Annotated in this window: 15 protein-coding genes; 4 read left to right on the forward strand and 11 right to left on the reverse strand. The window is 43.0% G+C overall.

Features of this window, described 5'->3' with window-relative positions; genetic code table 11:
- Together H9631_RS12685 and H9631_RS12690 are read left to right on the forward strand one after the other, a co-directional pair.
- Nucleotides 1-308 (forward strand): arginase family protein (locus tag H9631_RS12685; RefSeq protein WP_191813336.1); only part of this gene is annotated, 308 nt, incomplete at its 5' end.
- Nucleotides 308-1,699 (forward strand): sodium:solute symporter, encoded by a 1,392-nt coding sequence (locus H9631_RS12690; RefSeq protein ID WP_318246808.1) that lies wholly within the window; start codon nucleotides 308-310, stop codon nucleotides 1,697-1,699. The genes H9631_RS12685 and H9631_RS12690, both read left to right, overlap by 1 nt.
- 38 nt (nucleotides 1,700-1,737) lie before the next feature.
- Here the strand turns inward: H9631_RS12690 and H9631_RS12695 are convergent, their stop codons facing one another.
- Complete coding sequence (locus H9631_RS12695; protein WP_191813340.1) at nucleotides 1,738-3,024, reverse strand: N-acetylmuramoyl-L-alanine amidase; 1,287 nt, start codon at nucleotides 3,022-3,024, stop codon at nucleotides 1,738-1,740.
- A gap of 292 nt (nucleotides 3,025-3,316) precedes the next feature.
- Here H9631_RS12695 and H9631_RS12700 point away from each other — a divergent pair, with 292 nt between their 5' ends.
- The gene (locus H9631_RS12700; RefSeq protein ID WP_191813342.1) at nucleotides 3,317-3,640 is read left to right on the forward strand and encodes an ArsR/SmtB family transcription factor; all 324 of its coding nucleotides are present in this window, start codon (nucleotides 3,317-3,319) and stop codon (nucleotides 3,638-3,640) included.
- A gap of 49 nt (nucleotides 3,641-3,689) precedes the next feature.
- Nucleotides 3,690-3,917 carry a hypothetical protein gene (locus H9631_RS12705; RefSeq protein ID WP_191813343.1) on the forward strand — a complete coding sequence of 76 codons (228 nt, stop codon included), beginning with the start codon at nucleotides 3,690-3,692 and terminating at the stop codon, nucleotides 3,915-3,917.
- Between the two features lie 192 nt (nucleotides 3,918-4,109).
- On the opposite strand, the gene H9631_RS12710 is transcribed toward H9631_RS12705, so the two are convergent.
- The 10 genes from H9631_RS12710 to H9631_RS12755 all read right to left on the reverse strand — a co-directional run bounded on the left by H9631_RS12710 (nucleotide 4,110) and on the right by H9631_RS12755 (nucleotide 14,231).
- Nucleotides 4,110-5,315 carry a 3-oxoadipyl-CoA thiolase gene (locus H9631_RS12710; RefSeq protein ID WP_191813345.1) on the reverse strand — a complete coding sequence of 402 codons (1,206 nt, stop codon included), beginning with the start codon at nucleotides 5,313-5,315 and terminating at the stop codon, nucleotides 4,110-4,112.
- Nucleotides 5,315-5,965: a 3-oxoacid CoA-transferase subunit B gene (locus H9631_RS12715; protein ID WP_191813347.1), complete on the reverse strand. Its 651-nt coding sequence runs from the start codon at nucleotides 5,963-5,965 to the stop codon at nucleotides 5,315-5,317. Before H9631_RS12715 ends, H9631_RS12710 begins: the two co-directional genes overlap by 1 nt.
- Nucleotides 5,962-6,654, reverse strand: a complete 693-nt coding sequence (locus tag H9631_RS12720; RefSeq protein ID WP_191813349.1) for a CoA transferase subunit A — start codon at nucleotides 6,652-6,654, stop codon at nucleotides 5,962-5,964. The genes H9631_RS12715 and H9631_RS12720 overlap by 4 nt, the downstream gene beginning before the upstream one ends.
- Nucleotides 6,651-7,496, reverse strand: coding sequence for an alpha/beta fold hydrolase (locus tag H9631_RS12725; RefSeq protein ID WP_191813351.1), 846 nt, complete (start codon nucleotides 7,494-7,496; stop codon nucleotides 6,651-6,653). The genes H9631_RS12720 and H9631_RS12725 overlap by 4 nt, the downstream gene beginning before the upstream one ends.
- Nucleotides 7,497-7,522: 26 nt before the next feature.
- Complete coding sequence (locus H9631_RS12730) at nucleotides 7,523-7,990, reverse strand: DUF3237 domain-containing protein (protein ID WP_191813353.1); 468 nt, start codon at nucleotides 7,988-7,990, stop codon at nucleotides 7,523-7,525.
- Complete coding sequence (locus H9631_RS12735; protein WP_191813354.1) at nucleotides 7,987-9,129, reverse strand: muconate/chloromuconate family cycloisomerase; 1,143 nt, start codon at nucleotides 9,127-9,129, stop codon at nucleotides 7,987-7,989. Before H9631_RS12735 ends, H9631_RS12730 begins: the two co-directional genes overlap by 4 nt.
- Nucleotides 9,130-9,207: 78 nt before the next feature.
- Nucleotides 9,208-9,990, reverse strand: a complete 783-nt coding sequence (locus H9631_RS12740; RefSeq protein ID WP_191813356.1) for a dioxygenase family protein — start codon at nucleotides 9,988-9,990, stop codon at nucleotides 9,208-9,210.
- 18 nt (nucleotides 9,991-10,008) lie between these two features.
- Nucleotides 10,009-10,557, reverse strand: coding sequence for an adenylyltransferase/cytidyltransferase family protein (locus H9631_RS12745; RefSeq protein ID WP_191813358.1), 549 nt, complete (start codon nucleotides 10,555-10,557; stop codon nucleotides 10,009-10,011).
- A gap of 26 nt (nucleotides 10,558-10,583) precedes the next feature.
- Nucleotides 10,584-12,125: a 4-hydroxyphenylacetate 3-hydroxylase N-terminal domain-containing protein gene (locus H9631_RS12750; protein ID WP_191813360.1), complete on the reverse strand. Its 1,542-nt coding sequence runs from the start codon at nucleotides 12,123-12,125 to the stop codon at nucleotides 10,584-10,586.
- A gap of 282 nt (nucleotides 12,126-12,407) precedes the next feature.
- Complete coding sequence (locus tag H9631_RS12755) at nucleotides 12,408-14,231, reverse strand: XylR N-terminal domain-containing protein (protein WP_191813362.1); 1,824 nt, start codon at nucleotides 14,229-14,231, stop codon at nucleotides 12,408-12,410.
- Nucleotides 14,232-14,274: the final 43 nt, after the last annotated feature.

Genomic DNA, 14,274 nt, shown 5'->3' on the forward strand with positions numbered 1-14,274 from the left:
GAACCCCTTTTAGGCGTGCTGCAGAAGAAGGATTGCTTGATATGGAGCACTCTATCCAGGTTGGGATGAGAGGACCGACCAGCTATGAAGCACTGGAATATGTCCGGAAACTTGATGGCTTGGATATTGTCGGCTTTGATCTTGTAGAGGTGCTGCCGACTTATGATGCCAACGAAATCACTGCGGTACTTGCATCAGCGGTTATGTACGAAATGATTACATTGATTGCTTTAAAGAAAAGACGACAAGCTGAAGACGGAGAATTCCTAGAATTAAAAATTGAGGAGCAAAGGGGGAATTCGGTATGATAAATTCACTAGATGTTGCTATCATGATAGTCTATCTGCTCCTGCTTGTCGTAGTCGGAGTAATTGGTTCAAGACGGGCTAAAACATCGGAAGATTATGTTTTGGCTGGCCGGAATTTGGGTTTTTTCATGTACTTTGGTTGTCTAGGTGCTGTTATTCTAGGTGGTGCCTCAACAATAGGTTCAACAAAGCTTGGATACGAATTTGGATTGTCCGGTATGTGGCTAGTAGTCATGCTGGGACTGGGTATCATGCTTTTGGGGATTTTTCTGGCCAAACGCATTTCCAATCTTTCAGTTATGACTATCAGTGAGTATTTAAGCAGGCGTTTCGGTGTTGAAGCTGGTCTTGTAAGTGCTGTAATTGCAGCTACATACGCCATGATGGTATCGGTTACGCAGGTCATTGGGATGGGAACGATTTTAAATGTTCTGCTTGGCTGGAACTTAACCGTTTCCATGCTTGTTGGCGGAGGCATCGTATTATTTTATACGATCCTTGGAGGCATGTGGTCAGTTACCATGACAGACATTGTTCAATTTATCATCATGACAATCGGAATTTTCTTTATCATGCTTCCACTAGGAGTGTCTAAAGCAGGCGGCTGGTCTGCTTTGCAGGCTAAATTGCCTGATACGTATTTTACCTTTTCAGGAATCGGAGGCCATCAAATCTTCCAATATTTCCTATTGTTTGCATTGGGAATGGTCGTTGCGCAGGATATTTGGCAGCGGATTCTTACAGCTAAAACGATCAAAATTGCCCGTGGGGGTACGATTGCTGCCGGGATTTACAGCCTGTTTTATGGAATAGCAGTCGCTATAATCGGAATGTGTGCATTCGTTATTTTACCTGGCTTGGAGGATACACAGAATACCTTTGCAAGCATGGCGGTCACTATTTTACCATCGGGAGTACTGGGACTCGTTATTGCGGCTGTTGTATCGGCATTGATGTCAACTGCTTCTGGAACCCTTCTCGCTTCATCAACCTTAATTTCAAATGATATTATTAAGCGCTTTTTCAAAAAGGATGTAACGGATAAGCAATATTTGAAGCTTTCAAGAATAGTGACAACAGTGATCGGGCTTTTGACAATTGTGTGCGCCTTATGGATACAGGATGTTCTTATTGCACTTGATGTAGCCTATGCTGTATTGTCTGGGGGAATTTTTGCTCCGGTGATTTTGGGGCTATTTTGGAAAAGGGCTACTGGAAAAGCAGCGTTCTATGCGATTATAGCAAGTTCAATCGTGATATTGGCAGGCCTTGCCATTCAAGGAATTACAGCAACGACGCCGATTATCTATGGTATTGCTGTCAGCTTTGTCGTCATGATTGTTGTTTCGCTTGCAACGAAACAAAGTGACGAGTTAAATATTGCTTCTTAATAGATATAAAAAACGAGGCGGAAAGTCCGCCTCGTTTTTTATTTAAAGTATGATTGCAGTCCATTATAAATACTGTTTGAAACAAGTTCTTGATAGGAATCTGTTACAATATACTGCCCTTCATTTGGATTGCTTAGATAGCCAAGTTCAAGTAAGGTGGCTGGTCTGCTATTTTCCCTGATGACATGATAGTTGCCAAAGCGTGTTCCCTTGTTGTTTAGAGAGAGTGAATGGTTAAGTACTTCATTGACGCTGCTGGCAAGGTCATACTGGTACCCATGATGGTAGTACACAGTGACCCCGTTTGCCTCAGGACTAGTGGAACTGTCGTAATGAATGCTGATGAATGCATCAGCATTGTTGTTGTCTGCGGCTGAAGCCCGTGAGTCAAGATTGACGTATTGGTCATCTGAACGGGTTAAAATAACGTTCGCCCCAGCGGCACTGAGTTTTTGCTGTAGCCGTTTCGCTGTTTGCATTGTGAGTTGTTTTTCAGACACGCCTATTTGATTGGCAGAGCCTGGATCATTCCCACCATGTCCAGCGTCAAGAACAATTGTTTTTCCGGAAAGTCCTGGAGACTGATTTGTTGATTGAGCTGTAGGCTTTCCTGGTGAGGATGTATTTTTATTGGATGAAACAACCCAACTTGCTACATACGCCTCCCGGCCGCTAGCTGTTGTAATTTTATACCAGTCACCCTCTTGTCCAACAATCGGATATCTTTCTCCTGGCGACCCTTTTGTGATGACGGGAGCTGACGTATCAGCGCTTGCCCGGAGATTGGTCTGATCATTTGAAATATAGATGAATCCGTCGGTTCCAGAAGACTCGTTTTTATTTGCTTCTATCTCTCCGCCAAATTGGATGAATTGTTTGCTAATCCAAGCACTTTGATTGCTATAAGTAACATTTGCCCAGCCATTGCTTTCACTAGTCACTGTTATCGGATCGCCTTTATGTAATTTACCAATAATGTTAGAGCTTAAAGAGGGATTGCTTCGGACATAGACATTATCGGTTGTAATCGAGCCCTTTTTACTTATTCCACTGCTTTGCCCACCATTATCAACTATATATCCGGCAACCCAACCTGTACCTCCGTTTGGGAGTTGGACCTTATACCATCCGAATTTTTCCTGCAGTACTTGGAATTGTTCGTTCCTGCTTGCTTTCGCAACGACATCGGCTGTATTGGAAGGTTCACTCCGAATATTTGCTTTGTTAACAGCGATATGAATGGTGCTTGCAGCTTTTGCTGTTATATTTGTATGTAAAAAAATAAGAAGTACCGAAGCCAAACAGATTATGGATCTTTTTATCATAACCACCGCCTTTTTCCAAGTTTATAATCATTATTTTAGCACTTTTTGTCAATTTATAGTGTTATGTAGTCTCATATTACAATAATTGAGAAAAAGGTCTTGTAGATTGTAACAAAACTGTTTGTAAAAATTAATATTCAAGAGAAGTATTTGAGTAGTCTGTCCCTCAGAGTTAAGAAAGCGTTAAGGAAAGCATACGATATTGAGGCTTGATTTAGTATATTAGTCATGTACTTTCTAGATTTTATAGGGTGTTGTTTTTTTTATTATATATGTAATAAAATTATTACATATGGAAAATATCAATTCTGGTGATGAACTATTAAAAATATTGGAAGCACTCTCTAATCCATATCGACTGAAAATTATCGCTGCACTTCATCAAGAACGACAATATGTTAGTCAATTAGCAAGGGAATTAGGCATTAGCAGACCGCTGCTGTATTTACATTTACGGAAATTGGAGGAAGCTCAATTAATAAAGGGACAGCATGAAATTGCTGAAGATGGAAAAGCCATGAAATTTTATGAAGTCAGCTCTTTTTGCATAAAGCTGGATGAACATTTAATTTCTAGTGTAGCTGATAGTTTAAGCATCAAAAAAAGGAAGGGGTAAGAAGCTTCCATTAAATAAAATTGAAAGGGGTTTCTTGGAGGTGGAGGACATGTTGTTTCAGATAGTATCATTGGGAACTCTACTTTTACCGGTAGCATTGTTTATTGTTATACTGATGTACATTATCCGTGTTGTTCGAAGAGTGGAAAATCGTGCAGAGGAACGATTAAAATTAGATAAAGAGAGTTCAGCCTTACAACAACAGCAGATGAAAGCAATAAATGAGTTGAATGTTCGTTTAACAAATATAGAAACGGTACTCAAAGAAATAGAATAAACAAAGAAAATAACGACTCGGTTAAAAAGTCGTTATTTTCTTGCGTAAAGAAGTATATCTTGTAATAGGAAATTTTATTAAAAGTGGAAGTACTAGTGCCACTAAAGCCACAGGATGTGGCGGCTTGAGATGGCCAGGTAAAGGTCAAGTCGGTTCCCTGTGGTGGTTGAAGAATGGCCTTGTTCATGATGGCTAAATTTGGATATTTTCCACTATAAGTGAGATGCCTTGTCCCACACCTATACACATAGTAGCTAGCCCGCGTTTTGCTTCCCGCCTTTTCATTTCATAGATAAGGGTTGTCAAGATCCTGGCGCCACTGGCCCCAAGGGGATGTCCAAGTGCGATGGCTCCGCCGTTGACGTTGACTTTGTCTATATGAAGTCCTAATTGTTTGATACATTCTAGTGATTGGGAGGCAAAAGCCTCATTGAGCTCTACTAGGTCAAAATCTTCTATTGTCAATCCTGTACGCTCCAATAGTTTGCGAGTCGAGTAGATAGGACCCAAGCCCATAACCGCTGGTTCCAAACCGGCTGTTGCAGATGCAACAAACTTTGCAAGAGGTTTTAGTCCGAGCTCTTTTGCTTTTTGGGCGCTCATAAGTAAAAGGGCGGCAGCACCGTCATTTACACCAGAGGCATTTCCTGCTGTCACTGTTCCTTCGGCAAATAGGGGAGGGAGGCTTTTCAGTTTATCTAGTGTGATATCCGGGCGTGGATGTTCATCTATTTCAACAACTGTTTCTCTGCCTTTTCGGTCCTTGATGAAAACTGGTGAGATTTCTTCCGCAAATCTTCCGGATTCTATCGCGGTTTTCGCCTTCTCCTGGCTGAGGTACGCAAATTCGTCCTGGTCCTCTCGTGAAACTCCATATCTTCTAGCAACATTCTCCGCTGTTTGTGGCATGGAATCTGTCCCGTACATTTCTTGCATTCTTGGATTGATGAAGCGCCAGCCAATGGTTGTATCAAATAATTCCATATTTCCTCGCGGGAAATCTCTCTCCGGTTTGCCCATGACAAAGGGGGCACGTGTCATGCTTTCCGTTCCTCCTGCAATGACCACATCCTCCTCGTTGGACAGGATTGATCGGGCTGCCAGGCTGACGGCATCCAGTCCAGAACCACACAGCCGGTTAACGGTTGTCCCGCTTATGGTTTCTGGCAGTCCTGCCAAAAGGAGTGACATGCGCGCCACGTTTCGATTGTCTTCACCAGCTCCGTTGGCGTTCCCAAAAATCACGTCTCCGATTTCTGACGGTGGCAGGTTGGGATTCCGTTCTAGCAGCGCTTTGATTACTCCAGCACCCAAATCATCTGGCCGAACGTCCTTCAAAGCGCCTTTATATCTTCCGATCGGTGTCCGTACCGCATCGACAATTACCACTTCACGCATTAACTTTCCTCCTTTTGGAGAAGTTCTTCACTAATGGAGAAGTGGGCGGTCGTTTTTTCTTTTACTTCGCTCAAAGTCGCGTTCCCCATCAGTTCGGTTAATACATAACCTTCTTCCTTCCAAATAAAAACGGCGAGGTCTGTGATAATGACATCTGCAATTCTCGTAGAAGTGATTGGAAATGTGCACTCTTTTACAAACTTTGGTGTGCCATCTTTCGATACATGACTCATTGTGATGATGATCTTTTTAGCGCCAGACAGTAAGTCCATGGCGCCGCCGACTCCGATAATATCCTTGCCAGGAATGGCCCAATTGGCAACAAGTCCACTGCCATCTACTTGCAGGGCGCCGAGAATAGCAACATCGACATGGCCGCCTCGAATCATTGCGAAAGAGTCGGCACTATGAAAGTAAGATGCCCCAATAGCTTCTCCAATAGGAAGTTTTCCCGCATTAACGAGGAGAGGGTCAATCTTATCCTCCTCTACAGAAGTCACGCCTAAAAGACCATTTTCAGTATGCAAAAAAAACTGACTTTGATCTAGGTAATCAGGGACAAGTGTGGGGATCCCGATTCCGAGATTGATAATCGAATAGGGAGTGAGTTCCTTTGCTGCCCGTTTAGCGATCATTTCTTTGATGCTCATGCTTTCTTCACTCCTTCTTTCGTAAGAATCAGCCGACTCGTGACTAGGGCATCAATGTAGAGGTGAGGGGTCACAATCTCTTCGGGAGAAAGTTCTCCTTCTTCAACGATCTGATCGACTTCAGCAATGACGTAGTTTGCTGCTGTTGCCATAATTGGATTGAAATTCCGAGCAGTCTTATAATAGACCAGATTACCTTTTGTATCTGCTTTTTCGGCACGGATGAGAGCTACATCGGCCTTCAAGGCCTTTTCAAACAGATATGTCTCACCATCGATTATTTTTGTTTCTTTGCCTTTGGCGAGCTCGGTACCAACGGCTGTTTTTGTATAAAAGCCTCCGATACCAGCTCCTCCAGATCTGATTGCTTCAGAAAAGGTTCCTTGTGGAAGAAGCTGTATTTCAAGCTTGCCTTGGTTATACCATTGAGCCACTTCCCGGTTGCTTGTAAAATACGAGCCAATGGCCTTTTTTATTTTTCCTTGCTGAAGGAGAAGTCCGAGCCCTCTTCCGGCTTCGCCAACGTTATTGCTAATAATCGTCAAATCTGTTGCAGAGTGTCTCGTTAATTCATCAATCAATGTTAGGGGACTCCCGATTAGACCAAAACCGCCAACCATGATGGAGTCTCCGCTTCGAACCACTTTTTGTATGGATTCCTGTGCATTCGTCAGCTTTATGGTGCTCATGATTTCACTCCCTTTTGAGATAAAAATGCTTCAATTTGGCTGATGATCTTCGGCTGCTTGTTAAATACCAGTTCATAATGGTTGACTGGAGTGACTTCGGTCTGAAGTCTTGAGAGCTGTTTTTTTATCTCAGCATAGCCTTCTTCTTTAAAAAGCGGTCCTTGATCTCCAATACTTCCAGTAGCAATTAGCAGAAAAGCAGGACACTCGATATGAGCAAACACGTTCTCGGATTTGAAAGTGTAGAAGCTTTCAAAGTCACGTGTGATGGTTTGGAGGTTGGATTTATTTCTCCAGAAGTGTTCATCCTTTGCTATTTCATAAAGGACTGCCTCTTCCATCTGTTGATCCCAATCAATATTCAGACGAGTATAAAGCTTTTTTGCTTCCTCCACATATTGGTTAGGGTTCGAATAAGTTTTTTTCAAACGCTCCAAAGATGGGAGAACAAGCTGCTTTGTGGATTCATCTGCCTGACCAGCGCCATCAAGGAGGATCAGGCCGTCCGTATCAGCCAACTGGCTGGCGACAATGGCACTGATATACGCTCCCATTGAGTATCCTAGAAGGATAGGACGTTCAATCTCCAGCGTGGCGATCAAATCAAGCAGGTGATCAGCATGGGTCTCAATGGAGCTGGTTTCGGCTGCCGCTCCGCTGTTTCCACGACCTAAAATATCATAGCTAATAAATCGATAGGTGCCTGAAAAAGCTTCCTGGTAGTATTGGAGCTGTTTATGATTGCCGGTAAGGCCATGCGAGCCTATAATAGTTCCCTGCTCACCAGGAGTTTCATGGACATAAAAATTCCTTCCTTTGTTTGTTGTTATATATTGTCCCATTGTTAATAAATCCCTGCTTTCCACTTTTAATCAACTGTATAAATGGAATAATTGACTTTTCCGGGAAGCCTGATGCCCCTAGACACAAAGAGTCGCCGGTTCAGCCAGTTATATTTGGAAGAGGCTGTCTCAAAGATGGGAGCAGTCCGGAAGTAGTACTCGTCTGGATCTACCTCTTCGTTGTTATCTAGTCGCTCAAGGACCTCCAGGTCTCCAGTGCGGATACCGCGGTACGCCATCATAATCAGTTCTCCGTCATTCGTACGGAGAAGAATGCGTACATCTTGAATGATTGTTCCGTCTTCCTGGACGGTGATCCAATCATCTCCTCCTGGAACTACTTCAGCTGTTAATTTGTCCCCACGCAGTGAGCCCCCGGTGACGCGTATGATCCGCCTATTTCCGTTAGGGGTCTTGCCGGGCAGGTGAGCCCCTTCAACTGTCAGCTCCATATCGCATAAAAAGGTGAGGGAGGGTGCGGGCAAATGTCTCATATTGACAACGCTCCTTTCACATCTTTCCTTTTGTATTCCTCCACTTTTTTCTCATCGAGTTCAACGCCAAGACCAGGGGATTCTGGCACAAAAATAAAGCCATCCTTGATAGTGAGTGGTTTTTTCACAAGATCATCTGCCAGCCAGGCTGGGCCAAACAGCTCGCTGCCATAGTTTAGGTTCGGGATGGATGCATAAGCGTGAACACAGGCGGCAGTTCCAATCGAACTTTCAAGCGAAGTTCCTCCAAAGCAGGCAATTCCGGCTGACTCAGCAATACCAGCAATTTTTACAGTGTTTTTCATCCCGCCTGATTTATGAATTTTCAAGGAAAAAATATCCACCGCTTTTTCTTTCGCCAGCTGCAGGGCATCTTGAATAGAAGCCAAGCTTTCGTCAGCCATAATGGGTACTTTTTTCATTGAGGACAGGCGAGCCAGCCCTTCGATGTCTTCAGGAGGCAGGGGCTGCTCCAGGAAATCGATACCTGCGTCAAAAAAAGCTCCCATCCATTTCATTGTAGTAATTCGGTTCCAGGAGCCATTCGGGTCAATACCGATTGTGGAGAGACCGTCGAGTCCTTCCGCTATACGGATATTACGCAAGGCATCTTCACTAGGAGAGTCATGTCCAGATTTTGTCTTGAAATTGGCATAGGTGCCTGAATGAACATAGCTCTTGGCTTCATCGATATCACCTTTGGGCGTCCCGGATGCAAGCGCCCATCTGACTTGAATCCTGTCTTGCTGCAGACCACCCAGCAATTGGTGGACTGGCACACTATATGTCTTTCCAAGCGCATCGAACAAAGCCATTTCTACTGCCGCTTTTGCAAAAGCATTGCCGCGGATGTGCCGGTTCATTTTCTGCAGGAGTCTTTCGATATAACCGGCTTCTTCATTCAATAGAAGGGGGGCGGCATATTGGTCGATGACAAGCTTCATCGTTTCAACGCTCTCTCCGTTCCACCAGATGCCTGGAGTAGTTCCTTCACCGATGCCGATTACACCGTTACTCAACTCTATTCGGGTTAAAACGAAGCTTTTGGTAGCCACTTTTTCAGTCGAAAATTGGTGCGGCCGCTTAATGGGAATATCTAATAGTTCTGTGGTAATGCGTTTGATTTTGATGGCAGACACGTAGTATCTCCTCCGATTTTCTTGGTTTTTAGGCAAAACTGAAAGGGACATTTTGCAATGCCCCTTAGTGATGATTCTTTACTCTCGGCGCATCACGAAGTTTAATGAAGCTTCTTTGCGGCCGTTCTTGTCTTCTAACTTTGTTACGAGCTCAGTACGTACGCCATCCGCCACATCTGTTTCCAGCCATTCGTCACCTTCAAAGAAGACTTGAGTAATCAGCGTTTCATGCCCATCGGCTTCAAACATGAGATGAAGATGGGCTGGCCGCATTGGATGTTGGTCCATGTAGCCCAAGAATTCTCCCGTTGGTCCATCAGCCGGAATGGAATAAGGAAGCGGAACGATTGATTTTACCTCAAAATCTCCGTTTTCATCCGTATAGAAATGTCCTCTCAAATTGTATTTTGGAGCATCGGAATCAAAGGAGGAATATTTACCGGAGTCGTCATTTTGCCACATTTCCACTCGGATATTCGCTAGCGGCATACCGTCTGTACTGCTTACATTTCCTTTAAAGAGCAGGGGCTTACCTGCTTCATTCGGGCGCTGTGTGAGAACTAGCGGTTTGCCCGGCTCTTTTTCCACTAGCGGAGAGCCTTCAACAAAGTATGGACCGAGGAGAGAAGGCTGTGTTCCTGGTTTGTCAGTATACATTGCCCTAAGTACATGGGTCTCAAGAAAAACATCTGCATAAAGAGGAAGTTCACCAGTCCGGCCTAACCGATCCGCCCAGTTGACAAAGTTTGTATATTCCTCATGGTTCAATTTTGCTTCAGTTAAAAAGTTCTGGATGTGTTTGATAAACAAATTGTAGACCTCTTCAACGCGCTCGTTTTTCTTGGTTAATTGTTTTTGCATAAATACTCCTCCTCAATATTAAATATCTATGGTTTTAAGATTATTTCTTCCCAGCAGCTGGTAAACCTCCAACCAATCATTATTTTGCAGTAGTTCTCGGATTCTAGTGGATGATATTTTTTCACCCTGCTCACAGGTGATGAAAGGGTGAATATTGACAGTGAAATAGTTTGAGAGCAGTTCAATGTTTCCTTGTTTCCCTTTTCCGAAATGAAAGTCACTTCCAACCCAAATTTCGCGGGTATTTAATTGACTCAGTTCTGTGATGAAGTCAGCCGGTGGCTTTGATGCGTAATGCTGGTCGAAGTTTGCAACAATCGTGTAATCGACATTCAATTTTTCGATTAGGGCTAACTTTTCTTCAATGCTTGTCAGAACCCGTTGATTTTGAAAATAGGCTCGAGGAGGAGGATCAAACGTATAAACAACAGAAGGCACTTCAAGCTCATCAGCCCTTCTAACTGCTTGTTTAATCAGTGTCTGATGTCCTTTATGCAAGCCGTCAAATGCCCCGATGGACACAACTGAAGCTGGTAGGGAAAGCTCGTTATCATTCACAATTCTCACGATGATTCCTCCTCATGCCAAATGGGTTAGTTCTTAAAGTAGTTAACATCGTCCGGGTTAATCCAAGTGTCATTTACCCATCCGTCCAAGTCATAGTCAGCCATGCACTGATCGGCAAATGCGATGTATTTATCCGCTGCACCTGTTTGATTGGCTACAGTCAAGTTTTCCAAGCGGATATTTTCATGGTTTCCTGAGTAGTTTCGTTCATATAACTCATGACGTCCGCCATATTCTGTCCCTACAACTTCCCAAAGCAATTTGATCAGCTTGATTTTTTCAAGGGAAGTGATGCCGTTCGAACCGCGATAAAGGCGGTCGATTAGAGGCCTCAATTCAGGGTTTTTAAAGTCCGCTGCGCTCGATGGCTGAACGATCAGGTTTCCGGCTACGACATTTTCGATGATTCCTTTGATTTTTGGCCAGCCTTCTGACATAAACACCCGATAGGATAGACCATATTTAAGGTTCGGAAGAACGGTTCCGTTTCTGCCTTCGTCTGGATTCAATGCCATTGAGTCACTCAATGACCAGAATAAGTTTTTCCAGGCCAGAACTTCACCGACATTAGCTTGTACACCACGGAATTGATCTGTCCCGTTCGTTTTGACAGCTTTTAACAGTAATCCGGCAATGAAGTCCAGCTTTATAGCCAATCTTGTTACCCCGTGAAAAGTGAAACGATGCAGGAATCCGCTTTCAGGAAAGAAGTTATTTGCTTTTTCCACGTCTTTGTAAATTAAAATGTTTTCCCATGGGATCAATGCTCGTTCAAAAATCAAAACAGCATCGTTTTCGTCGAACCTGCTGCTCAGTGGGTAGTCGAAAGGACTTCCCATGACAGCTGCCTGCATTTCATAAGACTGACGACAGATCAGCTTGACCCCAGGTGTATCCATCGGCGTGATAAACACGAGAGCCATGTCTTCAGATCCTACAGGGACAGCACCGTAATGTGCAACGAAGTTATAGTTGGTCAAAGCGGACCCGGTAGCCACCATTTTTGCACCGCTTACAATGATTCCTTCCTCAGTTTCTTCTTCCGCCCGGATGAAGACATCGTTTACGGCTTCCATTGGCTTGTTGCGGTCTACAGGGGGATTGATAATGGCATGGTTAAAGAACCAGTTTCTTTCCTGTGCTTCTTTATACCAAAACTTTGCATTTTCCTCATAAGGTGCGTAATATTCTGGATCCGCCCCTAAAGTGGCTAAGAAAGCAGCCTTGTAATCAGGTGATCTACCCATTTGTCCGTAAGTAATCTTGGCCCATTCAGCGATGGCGTCTCTTGAACGGAGGAGATCATCAGCTGTTCTGTCAAACTGGAAGAATCTTTGTGTGTACCCGTTATTTCCAGTGTCCGTTGCAGTTGTCAGAATGGATTTTGTTTTTTCGTCATGTAATGCGTCGTATTGGCGTGCAATGGATCTCGCCGCATTTCTAAAGGCGGGATGAGTGGTTACATCTTTGACTCTTTCCCCGTTGATCCATACTTCGCGGTTATCTTTCAAGCTTTCCAAGTATTCTTTTCCGGTTAATGGCAATTGTGTCTTTTGTTGCGTAATCATATGAAACCTCCTTAGGGGGGATTATCCAGTTAAAGCGCTTTCAACTGATGATTTTATTATCTAGTCTTTTCAGAATAATTTTAAGTGCAAAATAATACTGATATAAAATAAAAAACTAGCAGAATTTACGGTGTTGTTGAATGCAATAAAAAAAGGCTGGGATAAAAATAGATTCTTTAAGTGGAATTTTAAAAAATCACATCAAAAAAGTGCGAAAAATCAACATTTCTAAAATTGATTTCTCGCACTTTTTAAGGTTTCAATCAGTTTTGTCTCGGTCTGTTAAGCATTTAAAGTTACTGAATCATCATCTTCGTTTTTATTGCCATTAATGGATATTGCGAAATAGACTTGGAGAGCCAATTGGCAATTAAAACGTCCTTCTCCGGTTTTTAAGTCCACGTCACACAAACCCTCAATCTTTTCCAAGCGGTACCGCAACCCAGCTATTGACAGGTGAAGTTCATCGGCAGTCTGTTGAAGGTTACCATTATTATCGAGATAGGTCTTTAAAGTAATTAAGAAGTTAGATTGGTTGGAACTGTCATAGTCGACAAGCTCTCCAATTGTTTTTTTATAAAAGTCAACCAGCTCGTTTTGATCCGTTCCCTTTAAAAACATCATCATAGATTTGACGTCTTCATATATAGAGATAATGTTGGAGGATGGGTTGGTAAGATGGATAAAGTCACTGATTGACCGAGAGTCCTCGTAGCTTTTTTTCAATGTCGGCATATCTTGCGACTCCCTGCCTATTCCAATATAAAACTTGAGATTGCAAAACTCTTTGCTTAGCTGGGATAACATATTTGTGGCCTCATCAAGTGGCTTTTTGTCTACTTCACACGCTAGCACGACATAGATATAATCATCGTTCGTAAATATATCCTTATTCGTATTCGCTGGGTCGAGCTTTATACATTGCATGACATCCTGTCTGAATTCTGCAGGCTCTACTTTTATGGAAAGGACCCTGTTCTTATTGCTTGGCAGAAAATGAAACAGGTGGGAGAACCTCTCGAAATCTCCACTATCAAAACTGCTGAGGATTTCTTCAAAGAAGTTTTCTTTCTTTTTCCAAAGGGAGCGTGCGATTTTCCAATCATGATACATTTGAATAGTAAAGACAGAGAGAGCCCTGCTAATGATCAACTGGTCTTTTTGAGACATCTTCTTCTGGCCGATCACAACTAGACGTCCCAGATTGATATTATTTGCCCTGATTGGGAAGGTGGAGATGTCATTATCCCTTTCCTCCGTATAAATGAAATTGTCTGACCAATTATTGTAGACTGTTTCATCAAGTTCATTTAAAAAAGCGCTTTCAATTTTTCTGTTATAGTAATCGATTACAAGACTCCTCTGCATGGAATTTGCGACGAATTCAACTGTTTCGGAAAGGGGGCTGTCTTCAAGCAGAAAGTCAGTTAAATCCTGCTGGAATTTATCCGCTTCAACAATGTTTTGATTGATATCGTTCAATTCTCTGTAGGCGCGGTCCAACTCTGATACTAGGGATTCTGCTTTGTAATAGCCTAGATATTTTTTGTGCTTGCCTTCAAGCTGATCAACTGTTTTTGCTGTAAACTGGCAATAAGGATCACCTTTTCCTATACAGGTCTCTTCATATGCAATAACATCTTGTCCAAAAGTGCTTGTTAAATAACCGCTGGCATAGCCGGAGAGAATCCAGCATACTTCATCTGGGCCATGTCCATGGCACTCAATATGCTCTTCTGCCTCAAAAGAATTTCTCCAAAAACCTGTAAAGTAAAGTGAGTCCTCATTCAATTCAATTTGATCAGGTTCTACCGTCACTACTCCTTCAAGCGTGTGTAATACTGGCCCTGCTAATATTAATTCCTTGCGATTTTTCCATTTATACATGGATGTCAGAGATTCACCGTCTTTTTTTCCCCATTCCCAGCCATATCTCATGAGAAACCCCTTTGCTCTATCTATGCCAAGGGTATTAATTAAGTCGCGGCGTAAAAGACCAAGAGCTTCAACTGAAACCAATATCATCCTTTTATGATTAAAAGTAATCATTCCCGTGCGCGGATTTGTTTCCAGCAGATTATCAAAAAATAATTGGCTAGCTTTCATCCATCTCTTACCCCCAGTTCTTTTTAGGAAAAATGGCAATATT

Source organism: Bacillus norwichensis (assembly GCF_014836955.1).
Classification (GTDB): Bacteria; Bacillota; Bacilli; order Bacillales; family Bacillaceae_C; genus Siminovitchia; species Siminovitchia norwichensis.

Coding starts and splice junctions, on each gene's coding strand:
- H9631_RS12695 (WP_191813340.1), bottom strand. CDS start 3,024: ATGATAAAAAGATCCATAATCTGTTTGGCTTCGGTACTTCTTATTTTT.
- H9631_RS12700 (WP_191813342.1), top strand. CDS start 3,317: ATGGAAAATATCAATTCTGGTGATGAACTATTAAAAATATTGGAAGCA.
- H9631_RS12705 (WP_191813343.1), top strand. CDS start 3,690: ATGTTGTTTCAGATAGTATCATTGGGAACTCTACTTTTACCGGTAGCA.
- H9631_RS12710 (WP_191813345.1), bottom strand. CDS start 5,315: ATGCGTGAAGTGGTAATTGTCGATGCGGTACGGACACCGATCGGAAGA.
- H9631_RS12715 (WP_191813347.1), bottom strand. CDS start 5,965: ATGAGCATCAAAGAAATGATCGCTAAACGGGCAGCAAAGGAACTCACT.
- H9631_RS12720 (WP_191813349.1), bottom strand. CDS start 6,654: ATGAGCACCATAAAGCTGACGAATGCACAGGAATCCATACAAAAAGTG.
- H9631_RS12725 (WP_191813351.1), bottom strand. CDS start 7,496: ATGGGACAATATATAACAACAAACAAAGGAAGGAATTTTTATGTCCAT.
- H9631_RS12730 (WP_191813353.1), bottom strand. CDS start 7,990: ATGAGACATTTGCCCGCACCCTCCCTCACCTTTTTATGCGATATGGAG.
- H9631_RS12740 (WP_191813356.1), bottom strand. CDS start 9,990: ATGCAAAAACAATTAACCAAGAAAAACGAGCGCGTTGAAGAGGTCTAC.
- H9631_RS12750 (WP_191813360.1), bottom strand. CDS start 12,125: ATGATTACGCAACAAAAGACACAATTGCCATTAACCGGAAAAGAATAC.
- H9631_RS12755 (WP_191813362.1), bottom strand. CDS start 14,231: ATGAAAGCTAGCCAATTATTTTTTGATAATCTGCTGGAAACAAATCCG.